This window comes from Streptomyces sp. NPDC033270 (assembly GCF_055576575.1).
In genome coordinates this window covers 264,886-281,699 of the sequence record NZ_JBVIRA010000002.1, presented here as the reverse complement: position 1 = coordinate 281,699, position 16,814 = coordinate 264,886, and the positions used below count along the sequence as shown (strand labels likewise).

Sequence of the window (16,814 nt, the reverse complement as noted above, 5' to 3'; positions counted from 1 at the left end):
ATGCCCCCCCCCCCCCCCCCCCCCCCCCCCCCCCCCCCCCTCCCCCCTCCCCCCCCCCCCCCCCCCCCCCCCCCCCCCCCCCCCACCGCCGTTTTCCGCGGCTCCCGGAAAGGCTTTCGGCCGGGTCAGTCCTCGATGGTCACATGCATGCCCGGGACATGGAGGTTGCCGCCGAACTGGCCCGCCTGGTCCAGCTTCACCTTGGTGAAATAGGCGTAGGGGACATTGAGCGGCGGCGGGTGCTCGGGGTCGAACACGATCGGGATCAGACCGAAGAGGTTGCCCTGCAGCCGCTCGGTGTACAGCGTCACCTTGCCGCCGCGGATGGTGGACGTGGACCCCGGCGTCGACCGGACGTGGTACTTCTTCCCGGACGACGGGTCGTCGACGATCTGGTGGAGGTCGCCGATGTCGACGCTGTCGGCGGTGAACTTCAGGGCCTGCTTGGTACGGCCGCCCTGCGTCGTGACGTTGACGACGCCCACATAGTCCAGACCGCGCAGGGTGAGCCCGCTGGACTCCAGGTGCCAGGGGTCGTCGGGCAGGGTGACGGGCGTCTGCTCGTCCTTGCCCTTCTGCTTGTTCTCGACGACGCAGGGGTAGGACTGCTTGCCGTCGGCGTCCTTGCCGTCCAGACCGCCGCCGGGCAGCGCGTTGTCCGCCGCGCCCACCGCGCCGTGGACGGTGTCGTTGACCGTCTTCGATCCGTCCTTGACGGGTTCGGTGACCTTGTCGGCACCGTCCTTGACCCCGTCGAGGGTCTTCTCGACCGGCTTGGTGACCTTGTCGGCCACGGAGTCCTCGTCCGCGGACTCCGGGGCCTTGGACTCCGACGCGGACGGCGAGGGGCTCGGCGAAGCGCTGGACTCCTCGGACTTGTCGCCGCCCAGGAGACCGCCGAGCGCATCACCGATGCCGCCCAGCAGGCCCCCGTCCTTCTTCTCCTCCTCGGAGGCCGACGGCGAGGGCGACGGCGTCGCGGAGCCCGACGGCTCGTCGGTCTTGGAGCCGGACGGCGCGGGCTCGGGAGCCTTGTCCGCTTCCTTGCCGGCGGAGGGCGAGGGCGAGGCGGAGGGCTTGGCCGAGGGCGTGGCGGACGGCTGGGCGGTGGCCTTGTCGTCCTTCGCCTCGTCCTTGGACTTGGCGTCCTTGCCGTCCACCTTGTCCGGGGCGGTGACGCAGGGGCCGTCCTTGAAGGGGCTCTGGGGCGGCGTCGGCTTGGCGATCGCCATCTGGGGCGTCAGCCCCATCCCCATGAGCACCGCGGACGGCATGGCGGCGATGGCTATCGCCTTGCCCGCGGGCACGTGCAGCCGAGTCAGCAGCGGCTTCTTGGGCGCCGCGTGCCTCGGCCCGTTCCCCATGCCTGAACGGCGCGGGGAGTTCTTGGTCGCCCCGGCGGCTGCGTTCTCCTCATGCAGCTCGTCACCCGGCACGGTGCCTCCCGTCGTTGGTCGGGCTCGTTCCTGACAGGTCGTCCAGTCCGTTGCCCAACCCGGGTCCGGCCGGCGCGGGGTTGGTGGCGACCACCGGTCCGGCGACGGTGCGGGCCGGCTCGTCGTCGGCGTCGCCCCCGCTGCGTTCGGCCGTGCCCGGTGCCCAGGAGACACCCAGCCCACCGCCGATCAGCCCCAGCAGGAAGCCGACCACGAGGCCGCCGAAGTTCGAGACGACGATGGAGACCAGGGCCAGCAGGATCGCCGCCACGCCCGCGAAGACCCGCGAGGCCGGCTGGAACCACATGGTCAGACCCAGCACCACCAGCAGCACGCCGATGATCAGCGAGCCGGCACCGGCGGTGGTCGCCATGCGGACGGTCAGGGAACCGATCGTGAGATTCGCGTAAGGGATGTACATGATCGGGATACCGGCCAGCAGTGTCAGCAATCCGCCCCAGAACGGGCGGTGTCCGCGCCACTCCCGGAACGAAGTCCGCTTCCGGCCGATGCCCTCGATCAGCCGTGGTCGCGTTTCGGCGCTCATGTCGTACAGCTCCTCGGGACTGGCAAATCGGTGGTTCTGAGCTGGAGTGTCGTACTTTGCGCTACCGGGCGTACGGGTGCGGGGGCGGCTGGTGGCGCCGCGGGCAATAAAGCCCCGCACCCGTACGCTCAGTGCGTCAGAAGCACTCGCTCTTGCCCTTGGCGACACTCATCTTCAGGCCGCTGAGCTTGAACGTGCCGGCCGTGGTGGCCCACGCCGTCTGCTTGACGTGGGTCAGCGTGGCCGAGTCGGCCTGCTGGGCGAACGAGCCCGGGTCGGCCTTGTCGCCCTTGTGCATGCCCGGACCCTTGGTCGCCGAGCCCGCAGCAACACCGATGTCGATGTTGTTGAAGGTCGCGTCCGCGTCCAGCTGGTCGAGGTCGATGTAGAGGTTCTTCGCCTCGACGGGCGTGTCACCGCCACCGGCCGACAGCTTCATCGACACATCGCCGAAGACCGGGACCGGCACCACTACCGACTGGCACAGGTTCTTGATCTTGGCGTTGGAGAATCCCGAAACCGCCACCGGGATCTGCTTGCCGCCCTTTTGGGCGTCGATGGCTCCGTACTGAACGAAGCCGGTGCCGTCCAGCCGGTCCGTAGTGACCTTGAACTGCTGGCCGGACACGCTGAACGACGCCGCGAGCGCACCCTGCGAGAGGGCGACGCCGATCGCGGCGGTCGCCGCCACGCTCGGCACCATGACAACGGCGAACCGCTTCCATCTGGTCCCGCCACGAGCCAGGGACTCCATGACTTTCCTCCTTCTCGGACGTACATCTCCGGTACCGGCCGCCGTGGGAGGGCCGGCGGTACCTGGGATGGGAGAAGTGCTACGTCCTCGGGAAGGAGAGCGCCCGTTCTCGGAGGCACATCGTGTTCCGAATACCGGCGATCACCCCCGAGCGACAACCACTGGCCACGCTCTCGCGCAACCTCTCTGGACAGGCCCTGCCGGATGGGGCAGAGACCCCCCTGTCCACGGTCGACAGCACTGCCGCCGACCACTCGGTGGGGACCCAAGTGCCCCGCCGCGCCGACCGGATGTCGGGCTGCGGGAATGGACCGAGCGTCGCCGATCGTGGTCCATTCACGCTCTCGACACAAGAGGCTCGTTACTTGCGGGTAACGGCCAGATAACCGTGGTTCGACGGACCGGGATCGGCCAGGCACACAGGGTCGTCGCTGACCGCGCACAGACACGCGGCAATTGCGGACAAAACGCCGCAAGGGGGTGGATGAGGCTTACTCCAAGTAACAGCGGCCACGTTTACCAAGTTTTGGTAAAACGTGGCCGCTGCTTCGTTTGTTTGGTCAACTCACGGCGGCCGTACTGGTCAGAAGCGGACGCCCGGTACAACAGCGGGTCAGAACAGCACCCGGGCAAGCGCGGTACGCGCCGCCGTCACCCGCGGATCCTCGGACCCGATCACCTCGAACAGCTCCAGCAGCCGCACCCGGGCGGCATCGCGGTCCTCGCCGGCCGTCCGCTTCACCGCGTCGATCAGCCGCCCGAAGGCGTCCTCGACATGACCGCCCACCAGGTCCAGGTCCGCGGCCCGGATCTGCGCCGGCACATCGGCCGGGTTGTCCGCGGCCTCCTTGCGCACCGCCTGCGGATCGAGGTCCTGCACCCGGCGCAGGAGTTCGGCCTGCGCGAGGCCGAGCTTGGCCTCCGGGTTGGCCGGGTCGTCGGCGAGGACGTTCTTGTACGCCTGGACGGCGCCGCCCAGATCGCCGGAGTCCAGCGCCTGGCTCGCGGCCTCCAGCAGCGCGTCGTACGGACCGGCCGGCACCGGCGCCTCGGCCGCCTCCTCGCCCGCGTCCTCCGCGGCGACCGGCGCCCCGACGATGCCGAACTGCTGCTCGGCGGCCTGCACCAGCTGGTCGAGGACCTGCCGGATCTGCGCCTCCGGGGCCGCGCCCTGGAACAGCGGGATCGGCTGGCCGGCGACCACCGCGAAGACCGCCGGGATGCCCTGCACCCCGAACTGCTGGAACAGCATCTGGTTGCTGTCGACGTCGATCTTGGCCAGCACGAACCTGCCGGCGTACTCCCCCGCGAGACGCTCCAGCAGCGGACCCAGCTGCTTGCACGGCTCGCACCACTCGGCCCAGAAGTCGATGACGACCGGGACCTCGGTGGAGCGCTGCAGGACCTCCTGCTGGAACCCCGCCTCGTCGACGTCGAACACCAGGCGGGCACCGCTCACCGGCGCCTGACCCGTGCGGGCGGCCTCGGCGCGGGCCTGCTCCGCCTTCTGCTTCGCTTCGCCCGCCGCCTTCACCGCTGCGAGGTCGACGACTCCACTCATGGACATATTGCGTGGCTGCATGGGTCCATCCTCCCCCCTGGGCGGTCCGTTCCGAAAAGCGATCCGGAAAAGCCATGTGGCCGGCGACGCGGAATGTGTGGTGTTCGGTACTGCGATCGGCCTGAGCGGGGCCGGGTGTGCGGCCATGGGTCCCCACCCACGGCCAGTGGTCATCACTCTTACGCTACGACCCGTAGCGTAACTCGCCGTCGCCCCCGCGCGACACCGGGCCTCGCGCCATGCGGGGTGATCTCCCTCACGGCCGCCGCTCGACTACCGGCCGGTATGGTCGCCCGCATGCACGACTCCGCCAGCCCCCGTAAGGGCCGCACGGGCCGCCCGCGCAGCGCCGAGACCGATCACGCGATCCTCTGCGCCACCCGTGCCGCGCTCGTCGACCTGGGCTGGGGGCGGCTGACCATGAGCGATGTGGCGGCCCGCGCCGGCGTCGCCAAGACCACCCTCTACCGGCGCTGGGCCAACAAGAACGAGCTGGTCGTGGACGCGGTGGCGGTCCTCTTCGACGAGCTCGAACTCCCCGACCGGGGCTGTCTGCGGGCCGACATCGAGGGCGTGGTGCTCCAGTTCGGCGCGCTGCTCGCGCGGCCCGAGACCAAGACGGCGCTGATGGCCGTGGTCGCCGAGTCCACCACCGACGAGGCGCTGCGCGAACGGATCCGCTCGGCGATCGTCGACCGCCAGAAGCGGCTGGTGCTGCTGGGGCGCGCGCGGGCCCAGGACCGCGGCGAGCTGTCGCCGGACACCCCCGGGGAGGACGGCGCCCGGGCGGCCGCCCGCAACATGGACCTGATCTTCGATGTGATCGCCGGTGCGGTCGTGCACCGCACCCTGGTCAGCGGCGAACCCGTGGACGCGGAGTGGGGGCGCGACTTCACCGCGCTCTTCCTCGGCGGGCTGGCGGGGCTGGGGACGCCCGAGGGCCCGGGCACACCGGTACCCGGGCCCGGGGGTCACACCTGATAGCGGTCCGCGGCGAACAGGTGCAGATGCTCCGCGACCCACTCCGAGGTCCGCTTCAAGCCGTCCGCCAGGGAGACCTCGGGCTGCCACGAAGCCCACTGCCGCGCCCGGGAGTTGTCCGAAAGCAGTCGCTCGACCTCACTGCCCGAGGGCCGCAGCCGGGCCGGGTCGACCACGATCTCCGCCTCCCGGCCCGAGGCCGCGATCAGCGCCTCGGCGAGCGCCCCGATCGATATCTCCCGCCCGGTACCGAGGTTGACGACCTGTCCCAGCGCCCGGTCGCAGTCCGCCATCGCCAGGAACCCGGCCGCGGTGTCCGTGACGTAGGTGAAGTCCCGGGTCGGGGTCAGCGACCCGAGCTTGATCTGCCGGGCACCGGCGTGGAGTTGGGCCAGGATCGTGGGGATCACGGCGCGGGCGGACTGCCGGGGCCCGTAGGTGTTGAAGGGCCGCACCACCGTCACCGGCAGCTCGAAGGCGTGCCAGTGCGACAGCGCCATCATGTCCGCGCCGATCTTCGAGGCGGAGTACGGCGACTGCGGCTGCAGCGGGTGGTCCTCGCCGATCGGCGCGGTCAGCGCGGTGCCGTAGACCTCGCTGGTGGAGGTGTGCACCAGCCGCCGCACGGCGTGCCGCCGGCAGGCCTCCGCGACGTTCTCCGTACCCACCACGTTCGTCTGCACATAGGCGCCCGGTGAGTCGTAGCTGTACGGGATGCCGATCAGCGCGGCCAGATGGAAGACGGTGTCGCAGCCCGCGACCGCGTCCATCACCCGGCCCGCGTCCCGGACGTCGCCCGCGATCATCTCGACCGGGCTGCCCGGCCCCAGGTAGCGCGCCAGACTGCCCTTCTCCGCGTACGGCTTGTAGTGCACCAGGGCGCGTACGTCGGCGCCCGCCTCGACGAGCAGGTCGACCAGGGTCGAGCCGATGAAGCCCTCGGCCCCGGTGACCAGGACCGTGCGGCCCGCCCACTGCTGTGTACTGCTGCTCATGCTGACTCCTTCAGGTTGGTGCTCAGGTGGGGTGTGTGGGGGTGCCCGGCCAGGGCCAGCGCCTTGGCGGCGAGCAGATCGGCGGCCCGCGCATGGGTGCCGGGGTCGGCGGCCGCGCCCATCGCGGCGAGCCGGCCGGGGTCGTCGAGGAGCGGGGTGACCAGCGCGTCCAGCCGCTCGTCCGAGGCCTCGGCGTCGGGCAGCAGCAGCGCCGCCCCGGCGTCGGAGAGCACCCGCGCGTTATGGGTCTGGTGGTCGCCCGGCGCGTGGGGGTAGGGCACGAGGACGGCCGGCATCCCGATCGTGGCCAGCTCGGCGACGGTCGCCGAACCGGCCCGGCACACCACGAGGTCGGCGGCGGCGTACGCCAGGTCCATCCGGTCCAGATACGGCACGGCCTCGGCGACCGCGTCCCCGCCGTTGGCGGCCAGCAGGGCCCGGGTCTCCTCCAGGGCCGCGGGCCCGGTCTTGATCAGCAGCCGCAGGTCGGTGCGCGCCCGGTAGCGGCCGGCCAGTCCCACCGCCGCCTCGGTCAGCCGGGCCGCGCCCAGGCTCCCGCCGTTGACCAGCAGCAGCCGCGCCGCGCCCGGGATGCCCAGGGCCCGCCGGGCGGCCGGCCGCAGCGCCGTACGGTCCAGCGTGGCCAGCGGCCCGACCAGCGGCATCCCCACCGTCTCGGCCCCCTCGCCGCCGGCCAGATGGGGGCGGCTGCGGTCGAAGGCCAGGGCGAGGTGCGGGGTGAGCCGGGCGGCGAACTTGTTGGCCCGGCCGGGCACCGCGTTGGACTCGTGGATCAGGCTCGGCAGCCCCGCCAGCCGGGCCCCGACGATCACCGGGGCGCTCGGATAGCCCCCCATACCGACCGCGACCTGGGCCTTCTGCTCCTTGAGGATCGCCCGGCACTGGGCGCCGGACTTAAGGAGCGCGGCCGGCAGCAGATAGCGTCGGGCACCGAGCGAGGGGTCGAAGGGAATCATGTCGACGGTGTGCAGCCGGTACCCGGCCTGCGGGATCAGCCGCGTCTCCAGCCCGCGTTCGGTACCGACGAAGGAGATCACCGCATCGGGGACGGCCCGGCGGAGCGCGTCGGCGAGGGCGAGACCGGGATAGATGTGGCCGCCGGTGCCGCCCGCACCGATCACGACCGAGAGTGGTGTGCGCATGGCCGCCACGCTCGCGAGGCGCCCTAAGAACGTTCTAAGAGAGGTGTTTGGCAGCCTATGTCCATGCCCTTGCCCCCGCCGCCCACGCCCGGCGCCACCCCGGCCCCCAAGATCCTGGTCGTCGACGACGAACCGGAGGTGCGCGCCGCCGTGGCGGACGGCCTCGCCGTGGAGGGCTATGCGGTACGCGGCGCGGCCGACGGCCTGGCCGCCCTCTCGGAGGTCGCGGCCTGGCAGCCGGACGCCCTCGTGCTGGACGTGATGATGCCCGTCCTGGACGGCCTGGCCGTCTGCCGTCGGCTGCGCGCGCTGGACGACCGTACGCCCATCCTCGTGCTGACCGCCCTGGACTCGGTCAGCGACCGGGTCGACGGGCTCGACGCGGGCGCCGACGACTACCTCGTCAAGCCGTTCGCGCTGGACGAGTTGGTGGCCCGGGTCCGGGCGCTGCTGCGCCGCGCCTCGCTCGGCGCGGTCGAGGACACCCGGCTCTCCTTCGACGATCTGGTCGTCGACCCGGTGACCCGCAGCGGCCACCGGGCGGGCCGCCCCCTGGAGTTCAGCCGCACCGAATGGGCGCTGCTGGAACTCCTGCTCCTGCACCCGGGCCAGGTGCTGCCGCGCGAGACGATCCTGGAGCGGGTCTGGGGCCGCGACTTCGGGCCGGACTCCAACTCCCTGGCCGTGTACATCGGCTATCTGCGCCGCAAGCTGGAGGCGGGCGGCGAGCCGCGCCTGGTCCACACGGTGCACGGCATCGGCTACCGCCTGGGCCACGCGGAGGAACGGTGACCGGCACCCGCGGCCTGGGCGCCCGTTGGCAACGTCGCCGGCCGCTACGCACCCGCCTCGCGCTGGCCGCCTCCGCCGCGGTCGCGCTGGTGGCCGTCGGCGTCTGCGCCGCCGCCTTCGTCGTCATCCAGTACCAAATGACCCGTCAGCTCAAACTGAATCTGGCCCAGACGGCGACCCAGTCCCGTCAGCAGACCCGCGGCTGGGCGCCGACGGTGGGCGAGACGACCTGCCGCTACCCGGCCTCGCCCTGCATCCAGATCGTCCCCGCCGACCGGGCCAAGGACCCGCGACAGCCCTACGCCCTCCCCGTCACCGAGGCCACCCGCGCGGTCGCGTCCGGCCACCAGGAGGCGTACTACAGCAAGTTCACCGTCGCCGGCCACCCCGTCCTCATCTACACCACCCGCCACCCCGGCAAGGACCTGGCGCTCCAGGTCGCGCTGCGTTCCGACACCGTCGACCGCGGCGTACAGCAGGCCGCCTGGGCCCTGCTGACGGTCGGCGCCGCCGGGGTCCTGCTCGCCGCCGCCCTCGGCTACTGGGTCTCCCGTACGGGCCTGGCCCCGGTCGCCCGCCTCACCGCCACCGCGGAGCGCATCGCCGCCACCCGCGACGCCCGCCACCGCATCGAACTCCCGGCCGGGCCACCCGCCCGCGAGGACGAGGTCACCCGTCTCGCCGCCAGCTTCAACACCATGCTCGGCGAGCTGGAGCAGTCCGTCGCCGCCCAGCGCCGGCTGGTCGCCGACGCCTCCCACGAGCTGCGCACACCGCTGACGGCGCTCCGCACCAACGCCGAACTCCTCGCCCGCGCCGACCGTTTGACGGCCGCCCAGCGCGACCGGGCCTCGGCCGCCCTGGGCCGTCAGCTGCGCGAGGTCACCACCCTCGTCAACGATCTGATCGAACTGGCCCGCGACGAGGAGCCGCAGCCCCTGGTCGAGCAGGTGCGTCCGGCCGCCCTCCTGAAGCACGCGGTGGGCGCCGCCCGCGAGCACTGGCCGGAGGTCGCCTTCACCGCCGAGATCGAACCGGCCGCCACCGAGGTGGCCGTCCCCGGCGTGCCCGCCCGCCTGACCCGGCTGCTGTCCAACCTCCTCGACAACGCCGCGAAGTTCTCCCCGCCCGGCGGCCCGGTGGACACCGCGCTCACCGCCGTACCGGGTGCGCTGGAGCTGACCATCAGGGACCACGGCCCCGGCATCGCCGCCGAGGACCTCCCCCATGTCTTCGACCGCTTCTACCGTGCCGAGTCCGCCCGCGCCCTGCCCGGCTCCGGCCTCGGCCTGGCCATGGCCCGCCAGATCGCCCGCGCCCACCACGCCGAACTCACCGCCGAACAGGCGCCGGGCGGCGGGGCACTGTTCCGGCTACGGGTGCCGGCCGGGAAGCCGTAGCGGACGGGCTTCCCGGCGCGGCGGACGCCGGGCCGTCCAGCGGGGCGGTGCCGTCCAACGAGGCCGAGGCGTTCGGCGGGGCCGTGCCGTTCAACGAGGCCGGTACGCGGCGCCGACGCCGTCGGCCGCCGCCTCCTCGGCCTTCTCCTCGACCTTCGCCCGCAGCGCCTGCCGGTCCTGCGGGGACATCGACCGCCAGCTCTCCCGCATCCCGGCGAGACCGTCGGTGAGGACCCGGTACCCGGCCGGGTCGTCGAGGACGTCCTTCGTCTCCAGCCGCCCGCCCAGCATCTTGCGCGCGAGGTCCTGAAGGGCGGGCGGTGCGGAGGGGTTGTTCCGTACGGCACGCAGGGACGAGGTCAGATGCTCGTTCTGCTCCTCGGAGAGGTCCCGCTCCTCGACGGGGTAGTCACGGTCGCCGGGCGAGCTGAAGGCGCTGTGGGTGCTCATGGGGTTCCGGGGGTTCCTCTCCGTGGGTGCCGGCGGGTGTGTCAGCCGAAGGCGTTGCGGACGCGTGCGGCCTCGCCCTGGTCGCTCTCGCCGTCCTGGTCGGCGGCTTCGGTGTCGGGAATGCCGTCCGCGAGGCGGGACCTCGCACCGCCCGCCGGGGCGGCCGACGACCCGTCGGCGCCGCCGCCCGAGGAGGACGAACCGCCGGAGGAGGACGAACCGCCCGAGCCGCCGTCGGACGACGAACTCGACGCCCCTCCGGAACCGGAACCGGAACCGCCGTCGGACGACGAGCCCGACGAACCACCGGAGCCCGAATCACCGTCGGACGACGAGCCGCTGCCCGTACCGTCGCCCTCGGCCGGCACCTCCCCCTTCTTCTTGTAGGCGATGTCGTAGACGCTCTTGGCGCCGTCGGCGGTCTCCTGCTGCCCCGCGAGGAAGTCCTTGCCGCCCTTGGCGAAGTCGCCCTGCGCCATCTCGCCGACGCCCTCGGCCATGTGGTACGCACCGGTGCCGACCTTGCCGACGTCCTTGGCCTTCTCCACCACGGGGTTGACCGCCGCCTTCGCCGCGTCCTTGACGTCGAACCCGTCCTGCGCCCCGAAGTAGTTCTTGATGCCCTGCGAGGCGAGGTTCCCCCCGAGCTTCTTGGCCGCGTCCTTGGCGAGGTCCAGGCCCAGGTCCTTGAGCATGTCCTTCCAGTTCTTGCGCAGCTCCTTCGCCAGGGCCTCCTTGACGGCCTGAACGATCTTCGTCTTCGCCTCGTCGAAGATCTTGCGGACGATCGTCCGGGTGGTCGCGGTGGCCGCGGCCGCCCCGGCCTCGGAGGCGCCCAGCGTGACCGGCGCGGCAGCCTGGGCCATCGCCAGCTCGATCGCCAGCGCGACGAGCTGCACGATCACCGCGATCTTCATGATCATGACGATCATGGCCACCACCTGGAGCAGGACGGCGATCGTCTCGGCGGCATCGGCGGCGTCGTCGAGGAACCCGGCGGCCCCCGCGAACTTGTTCCAGTGGTTGTTGAACCCCTCCACGGCCTCACCGGAGTTGGCGCCGCGCACGGTGTTCGCCGCGGTGGCACCGTCCGATGCCGCCTGCCGGCAGGCGTCGGCGAAGTGGCTCCAGGCCTCGGCCGCCTCCCGCATCTTGTCTTCGTCGACATTGGGCCACTGGAAGCCCAGGAGGTCGAGGATCCAGTCGACCTCTGTCGGAAGCATGATGGTGGCCACGGTGAGTCACTCCCCCGGAAGCGCGTGTTCGTTGGAATGTCGGTGCGGTGGGCACAGGTGGGGCGGGCCGAGCGAATTACCGCGTCAGCCCGTGATGTCGGGACGTCCGGCCGCGTACTTGTCGAGGTGCTGCTGCTGGTCGTGCTCGGTGGCGGCATAGCGCGCACCCATCGCCGCCAGCTTTTCCCCGATCTTGGTGATTTCCTCGCCGAGATGCGGCATCGAATCGACGATGCCCTCGCTCACCGGCTTGTAGAAGTCATTGAAGATCGTGACGAACTCGTCGCTGCCCCACTCCTCGGCATCCTTGAGAGTCGCTTTCAACTTCTTTGCGGCCGTACTGAATTCGGAGCCGATATCCCCGAAAACGCCGCCCTGCGCCTTGAGGACGGACGGATCGACGTCGTACCCGGAGCCTGCCATGAGTCCCCCTTCACCTGCGGCGTAAGGATCGGATAAATCGCATGGCGTACGGTATCCGATGCCCGCCGCGGCGGAAGTGACCGAGCCGTGAAGATCCTTTTCACATGGGACGCACCACCTCCGCCCGACGCGCTACCGGAAATGGACGTCGCCCCCGTCAGCGACCAGGAAAGGGAACAATCCGCCATGCCCACGCCCCGCCGCATGTCCGGAAAAACCTCATTCAGGATGCGATGGATCGGATGGGGGCTCCTCATCATCGTTCTGCTGGCGAGCGCCGCGTTTGTCATGAAAGGACTGACCGCGGCGGGCCTCACGGGCACGCACGGAACATTCACGGTCAAGGAGTGCACGGAGGAATCCTCCACCAGGCGTTCGAATAAACCCACGAATGAATTCGAATGCTCCGGAGTCTTCCGCCCGGACGGCGGGAGCACCGTCGACGACAAGGCGTCCCTGGACAGCTTCAACAAGGACTACGACGCGGGCACCAGCCTGTCGGTCCAGCACAACGAGGCCGGCGTTCTCGGGCTCCTGACGTCGGGCTACCTCCTCGCCGACGGCGCGCAGGTCTCGACGAACTTCATGTGCGCCTTCGGGGTCCTGCTCTACGTCCCCGTGGCGCTCTTCGTCAGGCTCACCGGCTTCGGCTCGGACGGCGTGACCTTCCGCCAGTTCCGAGAGACCTGGCATGCGACCGCGGGCACGCGAACCCGCACGATCGTGGTCACGAGCACGATCGCGGTCCTCGTCGGCATGTTCGTCGTCAGTACGGTCCTGGGGCACGTCCTGCCCGGACTCGGCTGAGCGGGCCTGCCGCCGCGCCACATGCGCGACGCCCCGGGGGCGGAACCCCCAGGGCGTCGCATACGGTGAGGGCGCGTCAGAAGCCGGCCGGCTCCGTGTAGACCCCCCACTCGTCCCGCAGCACCCCGCAGATCTCGCCCAGCGTCGCCTCGGCCCGTACGGCCTCCAGCATCGGCTCGATCATGTTGCCGCCGTCCCGCGCCGCGGCGAGCATCGACTTCAGCGCGGCCTCGACCCGGGCGTCGTCACGGGCCGCCTTGCGCTCCGCGAGCACCCGCACCTGCTCCCGTTCGACCTCGTGGCTGACCCGGAGGATCTCCAGATCGCCGGTGACCGAACCGTGGTGGCAGTTGACACCGACGACCCTCTTGTCGCCCTTCTCCAGCGCCTGCTGGTAGCGGAAGGCCGACTCGGCGATCTCGCCGGTGAACCAGCCGTCCTCGATGCCCCGCAGGATTCCGGAGGTCATCGGCCCGATCGGGTGCCGCCCGTCCGGCACCGTCCGCGCGCCGCGCTCCCTTATCTGCTCGAAGATCTTCTCCGCGTCCGCCTCGATGCGGTCCGTCAGCTGCTCGACGAACCAGGAACCGCCCAGCGGATCGGCGACATTGGCGACCCCGGTCTCCTCCATCAGGACCTGCTGGGTGCGCAGCGCGATCTCCGCGGCCTGCTCGCTGGGCAGGGCGAGGGTTTCGTCCAGGGCGTTGGTGTGCAGCGAGTTGGTGCCGCCCAGCACCGCCGCGAGCGCCTCGACGGCGGTGCGTACGACGTTGTTGTACGGCTGCTGAGCGGTCAGCGAGACACCGGCCGTCTGCGTGTGGAACCGCAGCCACTGCGCCTTCTCGCTGGTCGCGCCGTAGACGTCGCGCATCCAGCGGGCCCAGATCCTGCGGGCCGCCCGGAATTTGGCGATCTCCTCGAAGAAGTCGACGTGCGCGTCGAAGAAGAAGGACAGGCCGGGGGCGAAGGTGTTGACGTCCAGGCCGCGACTGAGGCCCAGTTCCACATAGCCGAAGCCGTCCGCCAGGGTGTAGGCGAGCTCCTGCGCGGCCGTGGCTCCGGCCTCGCGGATGTGGTAGCCGGACACCGACAGCGGCTTGTACGCGGGGATGCCGCGCGCGCAGTGCTCCATCAGGTCGCCGATCAGCCGCAGATGCGGCTCCGGCTGGAACAGCCACTCCTTCTGCGCGATGTACTCCTTGAAGATGTCCGTCTGGAGCGTGCCGTTGAGGACGGCGGGGTCGACGCCCTGCCGCTCGGCGGCCACCAGGTACATGCAGAACACGGGAACGGCCGGCCCGGAGATCGTCATGGAGGTCGTGACATCGCCCAGCGGGATGTCCTTGAAGAGCACCTCCATGTCGGCCGCCGAGTCGATGGCGACGCCGCAGTGCCCGACCTCGCCCAGCGAACGCGGGTCGTCGGAGTCGCGCCCCATCAGGGTCGGCATGTCGAAGGCGACGGAGAGGCCGCCCCCGCCCGCCTTCAGGATCATCTTGTAGCGCTCGTTGGTCTGCTCGGCGTTGCCGAAGCCGGCGAACTGGCGGATCGTCCAGGTCCGCCCCCGGTAGCCGGTCGGGTACAGCCCCCGCGTGAAGGGGTACTCGCCCGGCCAGCCGATCCGCTCGAACCCCTCGACCGTGTCGCCGGGCCGGGGCCCGTACGCCGGCTCGACGGGATCACCCGAGAGCGTGGTGAAGTCCGCGTCCCGCTTCCGGGCAGCGTCGTACCGAGCCTGCCAGCGACGGCGGCCTTCATCGATCGCGTCAGCGTCCATACCTTCGAATTTACTAGGACGTCCAAGTAATTGTCGACGGCAGGAGGTGACAAGTCGGGGTGGATCACGGTGCGTAACCGGCGCGGGGGCCCCGGGAAACGCGAACGCGCCCGTCCAGACAAGGGGGACGGGCGCGTGAGGAGCGGCGGCTGCGGCCGCCGTCAGACCTTGACCGGCTCCGGAGCGTCACCGGCGAGCAGCGGCTCGACCTCCCGCACGACCTTGCGCTCGACGAAGAACGCGGCGGTGGGGATCGTGCCCGAGACCAGCACCCACAGCAGCTTGCCGAACGGCCACTTCGCCTTGGAGCCCAGGTCGAAGGCGAAGATCAGGTAGATGATGTAGAGCACGCCGTGGACCTGCGAGACGACGAGGGTGAGGTCCTTGCCCATCCCGAAGCCGTACTTGAAGATCATGCACGTGCAGAGCACCAGCAGCATCACGGCGGTGATGTAGGCCATCGCCCGGTAACGGGTCAGGACGCTTCGCTTCATGCCCCCGAGCGTAACCACCCGATCCGGGGCGATCTTCACCGCCCCCTGGGAGACCGGGCGCCCGTCACTCGTCCTTGAAGTCCGCCGCCGCGACCCGCAGCGGCCGCAGCATCGCGAAGATCTCCGCGCACTCCTCGGCGTCGTACGCCCCGAGCCCGAAGTCCATCGCCATCAGGTCCCGGGTCGCCGCGTCGCACACCTCGCGCCCCTTGTCCGTGATCGAGGCGAGCGTGCCGCGCCCGTCGTTCGGATTGGGCCGCTTGGCGACCAGACCGGACTTCACCAGCCGGTCGACGGTGTTGGTCACCGAGGTCGGATGCACCATCAGCCGCTCGCCGATCTTCGACATCGGCAGCTCACCGGCCTTGGAGAAGGTCAGCAGCACCAGCGCCTCATAGCGCGCGAAGGTCAGCCCGTACGGCTTGACCACCGCGTCCACCTCGGACAGCAGGATCTGATGGGCGCGCATGATCGAGGTGATCGCGGCCATCGACGGCACGGCACCCCATCGCTGCTGCCACAGTTCGTCGGCGCGCGCGATGGGATCGAAAGCAAGGCTGAGCGGCTTCGGCACGCTTCCGACCCTACCCGGCGGTCATATTGTGGTCAGCCCTGTCTCAGTTTTCGGTCGCCCGACGACCGCCGGGCGTCCGGGGGCCGGGCCGCGTACGGCGGACCTCGGCGATCACCGCCAGTACGCCCACCAGGCCGACCACCCCCGCCGCCGGCATCACCACCCGCAGGGGGGCGTACTCCGCCGCGAGGCCGGCCGCGCCCATCGCCAGGCCCATGACCGTCATCCGCCCCGCCTGTGTCAGCGTCATCGCCTGCCCCAGCAGCTGCTCGGGTACCGCGGCGACGAACCAGCGGTCGACGCCGAAGTTGTACGAGATCCCGGTACCGGTCAGCACCAGCAGCAGCACCGCCCAGCCGAGCGAGGGCTGGGCCGCGAAGCCGAGCGAGGGCAGTACGGCGAAGACGCCCATGGGGAAGGTGAGCCGACTGCGCGCCCGGGGACCGAGGAACGAGCCGGCCAGGCTCTCGGCGAGCACCGCGCCGACGGGCATGGCGCACAGCAGCAGGCCCGCGGCGGCCGGGCTGGCGCCGAGCCGGTCGGCGTAGGGGATCAGCAGCGCCTCCGGAACGACCACGAACGCCGGCGGAAGCCACGTCAGCAGCAGCAGCGCCCGGATCCGGCGGTCGCCCAGCAGCCGGCGAAGGCCGCCCAGCGAGGCCCCCAGCAGCGTCCCGCGACCGGCGCCCGGGGCCCGGCGCGGCGGGCGGGCGCGGGTCCCCAGCCACAGCAGCAGCGCGGAGCCCGCGAAGGTCCCCGCGGTGATCGCCAGCACCGCCCCGGGGGACGCCACCGCCAGCAGCAGGCCCCCGGCCCCGAACCCGGCGAGCTGCGCGCTCTGGTTGACGATGCGGATCACCGAGCGCCCCAGCACGAACAGTTCGCCCCCGCCGAGGATGTCCCCCAGCGTCGCGGCGCGGGTACCGGCGAAGACCGGTGCGATGGCGGCGATCACACAGCGCAGCGCGAGCAGCACCCCGACCGGCGTGCCCGGCCGCACCATGCCCACGGCGGCCAGTGCGCACAGCACATCGCAGCCGACCAGCACCCGGCGGGCCGGATACCGGTCGGCGACGGCCGACAGCAGCGTGCCGCCGACGACGTACGGAAGCAGCCCCAGCGCGAAGGTCAGGGCGCTCAGCAGCGGCGAGCCGGTGAGCCGGAAGACCAGGACCGACAGCGCGATCTCGCAGACGACCACGCCGAGCGAGGACAGCAGGTGCGCGGCGAAGACCCGACGGAACTCGGGGACGGCGAAGACGGCACGGTAGCCGGGTGAGCGGTCCGGCGCGGCACCGGCGGCCCGGCCCTCGCCAAGGCAGGGGGGAGTGCGGCCCGGCGGTACGGGCCCCGTGGTCGCGGACATGACGGCAGCCTGCCGGGGCCGGACCGGGCCCCCTACTCTTTCGGCTACAGCCGAATCCC

At 71.3% G+C, this 16,814-nt stretch carries 17 protein-coding genes; 4 read left to right on the top strand and 13 right to left on the bottom strand.

Going from position 1 to position 16,814, the window contains the following annotated elements; genetic code table 11:
• Positions 1–125: 125 nt before the first annotated feature.
• The 4 genes from ACZ5XZ_RS04770 to ACZ5XZ_RS04755 all read right to left on the bottom strand — a co-directional run bounded on the left by ACZ5XZ_RS04770 (position 126) and on the right by ACZ5XZ_RS04755 (position 4,319).
• Complete coding sequence (locus ACZ5XZ_RS04770; protein ID WP_468974642.1) at positions 126–1,436, bottom strand: hypothetical protein; 1,311 nt, start codon at positions 1,434–1,436, stop codon at positions 126–128.
• Positions 1,426–1,983, bottom strand: coding sequence for a DUF6114 domain-containing protein (locus ACZ5XZ_RS04765; RefSeq protein WP_468974640.1), 558 nt, complete (start codon positions 1,981–1,983; stop codon positions 1,426–1,428). Before ACZ5XZ_RS04765 ends, ACZ5XZ_RS04770 begins: the two co-directional genes overlap by 11 nt.
• Positions 1,984–2,119: 136 nt before the next feature.
• Positions 2,120–2,737 (bottom strand): DUF6230 family protein, encoded by a 618-nt coding sequence (locus ACZ5XZ_RS04760; protein WP_468974637.1) that lies wholly within the window; start codon positions 2,735–2,737, stop codon positions 2,120–2,122.
• A 613-nt stretch (positions 2,738–3,350) separates the two neighbouring features.
• On the bottom strand, positions 3,351–4,319 hold the full coding sequence (locus tag ACZ5XZ_RS04755; RefSeq protein WP_468974635.1) for a tetratricopeptide repeat protein: 969 nt from the start codon (positions 4,317–4,319) through the stop codon (positions 3,351–3,353).
• A gap of 264 nt (positions 4,320–4,583) precedes the next feature.
• Between ACZ5XZ_RS04755 and ACZ5XZ_RS04750 the strand changes: the two genes are divergently transcribed.
• Positions 4,584–5,279, top strand: coding sequence for a TetR/AcrR family transcriptional regulator (locus ACZ5XZ_RS04750; protein WP_468974632.1), 696 nt, complete (start codon positions 4,584–4,586; stop codon positions 5,277–5,279).
• On the opposite strand, the gene ACZ5XZ_RS04745 is transcribed toward ACZ5XZ_RS04750, so the two are convergent.
• Positions 5,270–6,274 (bottom strand): GDP-mannose 4,6-dehydratase, encoded by a 1,005-nt coding sequence (locus tag ACZ5XZ_RS04745; RefSeq protein ID WP_468974630.1) that lies wholly within the window; start codon positions 6,272–6,274, stop codon positions 5,270–5,272. The two genes, ACZ5XZ_RS04750 and ACZ5XZ_RS04745, sit on opposite strands and share 10 nt — an antisense overlap.
• Positions 6,271–7,437 carry a UDP-N-acetylglucosamine--N-acetylmuramyl-(pentapeptide) pyrophosphoryl-undecaprenol N-acetylglucosamine transferase gene (locus tag ACZ5XZ_RS04740; protein ID WP_468974628.1) on the bottom strand — a complete coding sequence of 389 codons (1,167 nt, stop codon included), beginning with the start codon at positions 7,435–7,437 and terminating at the stop codon, positions 6,271–6,273. Before ACZ5XZ_RS04740 ends, ACZ5XZ_RS04745 begins: the two co-directional genes overlap by 4 nt.
• Positions 7,438–7,500: 63 nt before the next feature.
• Between ACZ5XZ_RS04740 and ACZ5XZ_RS04735 the strand changes: the two genes are divergently transcribed.
• Together ACZ5XZ_RS04735 and ACZ5XZ_RS04730 are read left to right on the top strand one after the other, a co-directional pair.
• Positions 7,501–8,229 carry a response regulator transcription factor gene (locus tag ACZ5XZ_RS04735; RefSeq protein ID WP_468974626.1) on the top strand — a complete coding sequence of 243 codons (729 nt, stop codon included), beginning with the start codon at positions 7,501–7,503 and terminating at the stop codon, positions 8,227–8,229.
• On the top strand, positions 8,226–9,629 hold the full coding sequence (locus ACZ5XZ_RS04730; RefSeq protein WP_468974624.1) for a sensor histidine kinase: 1,404 nt from the start codon (positions 8,226–8,228) through the stop codon (positions 9,627–9,629). The genes ACZ5XZ_RS04735 and ACZ5XZ_RS04730 overlap by 4 nt, the downstream gene beginning before the upstream one ends.
• A gap of 90 nt (positions 9,630–9,719) precedes the next feature.
• Here the strand turns inward: ACZ5XZ_RS04730 and ACZ5XZ_RS04725 are convergent, their stop codons facing one another.
• The 3 genes from ACZ5XZ_RS04725 to ACZ5XZ_RS04715 form a co-directional block, all read right to left on the bottom strand.
• A complete protein-coding gene (locus ACZ5XZ_RS04725; protein WP_468974622.1) occupies positions 9,720–10,079 on the bottom strand; it encodes a hypothetical protein in 360 nt (119 codons plus the stop codon).
• 41 nt (positions 10,080–10,120) lie between these two features.
• Entirely contained in the window at positions 10,121–11,302 is a 1,182-nt protein-coding gene (locus ACZ5XZ_RS04720) for a WXG100-like domain-containing protein (RefSeq protein WP_468974620.1), read from the bottom strand.
• 96 nt (positions 11,303–11,398) lie between these two features.
• A complete protein-coding gene (locus ACZ5XZ_RS04715) occupies positions 11,399–11,737 on the bottom strand; it encodes a hypothetical protein (RefSeq protein ID WP_468974618.1) in 339 nt (112 codons plus the stop codon).
• A gap of 228 nt (positions 11,738–11,965) precedes the next feature.
• Between ACZ5XZ_RS04715 and ACZ5XZ_RS04710 the strand changes: the two genes are divergently transcribed.
• Positions 11,966–12,544, top strand: a complete 579-nt coding sequence (locus ACZ5XZ_RS04710; RefSeq protein ID WP_468974616.1) for a hypothetical protein — start codon at positions 11,966–11,968, stop codon at positions 12,542–12,544.
• Between the two features lie 76 nt (positions 12,545–12,620).
• Here ACZ5XZ_RS04710 and ACZ5XZ_RS04705 read toward each other — a convergent pair whose 3' ends face one another.
• The 4 genes from ACZ5XZ_RS04705 to ACZ5XZ_RS04690 form a co-directional block, all read right to left on the bottom strand.
• Positions 12,621–14,321, bottom strand: coding sequence for an acyl-CoA mutase large subunit family protein (locus ACZ5XZ_RS04705; protein WP_468974614.1), 1,701 nt, complete (start codon positions 14,319–14,321; stop codon positions 12,621–12,623).
• A gap of 161 nt (positions 14,322–14,482) precedes the next feature.
• Positions 14,483–14,815 (bottom strand): DUF3817 domain-containing protein, encoded by a 333-nt coding sequence (locus tag ACZ5XZ_RS04700; RefSeq protein ID WP_468974612.1) that lies wholly within the window; start codon positions 14,813–14,815, stop codon positions 14,483–14,485.
• Between the two features lie 64 nt (positions 14,816–14,879).
• Entirely contained in the window at positions 14,880–15,389 is a 510-nt protein-coding gene (locus ACZ5XZ_RS04695; protein ID WP_468974610.1) for a MarR family winged helix-turn-helix transcriptional regulator, read from the bottom strand.
• Between the two features lie 43 nt (positions 15,390–15,432).
• Positions 15,433–16,755: an MFS transporter gene (locus ACZ5XZ_RS04690; RefSeq protein ID WP_468974608.1), complete on the bottom strand. Its 1,323-nt coding sequence runs from the start codon at positions 16,753–16,755 to the stop codon at positions 15,433–15,435.
• Positions 16,756–16,814: the final 59 nt, after the last annotated feature.

Bases quoted from the DNA above. Each gene is read 5' to 3' on its own strand.
- ACZ5XZ_RS04725 (WP_468974622.1), bottom strand. From the start codon at position 10,079: ATGAGCACCCACAGCGCCTTCAGCTCGCCCGGCGACCGTGACTACCCC.
- ACZ5XZ_RS04755 (WP_468974635.1), bottom strand. From the start codon at position 4,319: ATGCAGCCACGCAATATGTCCATGAGTGGAGTCGTCGACCTCGCAGCG.
- ACZ5XZ_RS04745 (WP_468974630.1), bottom strand. From the start codon at position 6,274: ATGAGCAGCAGTACACAGCAGTGGGCGGGCCGCACGGTCCTGGTCACC.
- ACZ5XZ_RS04715 (WP_468974618.1), bottom strand. From the start codon at position 11,737: ATGGCAGGCTCCGGGTACGACGTCGATCCGTCCGTCCTCAAGGCGCAG.
- ACZ5XZ_RS04750 (WP_468974632.1), top strand. From the start codon at position 4,584: ATGGTCGCCCGCATGCACGACTCCGCCAGCCCCCGTAAGGGCCGCACG.
- ACZ5XZ_RS04760 (WP_468974637.1), bottom strand. From the start codon at position 2,737: ATGGAGTCCCTGGCTCGTGGCGGGACCAGATGGAAGCGGTTCGCCGTT.
- ACZ5XZ_RS04765 (WP_468974640.1), bottom strand. From the start codon at position 1,983: ATGAGCGCCGAAACGCGACCACGGCTGATCGAGGGCATCGGCCGGAAG.
- ACZ5XZ_RS04700 (WP_468974612.1), bottom strand. From the start codon at position 14,815: ATGAAGCGAAGCGTCCTGACCCGTTACCGGGCGATGGCCTACATCACC.
- ACZ5XZ_RS04720 (WP_468974620.1), bottom strand. From the start codon at position 11,302: ATGCTTCCGACAGAGGTCGACTGGATCCTCGACCTCCTGGGCTTCCAG.
- ACZ5XZ_RS04705 (WP_468974614.1), bottom strand. From the start codon at position 14,321: ATGGACGCTGACGCGATCGATGAAGGCCGCCGTCGCTGGCAGGCTCGG.
- ACZ5XZ_RS04710 (WP_468974616.1), top strand. From the start codon at position 11,966: ATGCGATGGATCGGATGGGGGCTCCTCATCATCGTTCTGCTGGCGAGC.
- ACZ5XZ_RS04740 (WP_468974628.1), bottom strand. From the start codon at position 7,437: ATGCGCACACCACTCTCGGTCGTGATCGGTGCGGGCGGCACCGGCGGC.
- ACZ5XZ_RS04735 (WP_468974626.1), top strand. From the start codon at position 7,501: ATGCCCTTGCCCCCGCCGCCCACGCCCGGCGCCACCCCGGCCCCCAAG.
- ACZ5XZ_RS04690 (WP_468974608.1), bottom strand. From the start codon at position 16,755: ATGTCCGCGACCACGGGGCCCGTACCGCCGGGCCGCACTCCCCCCTGC.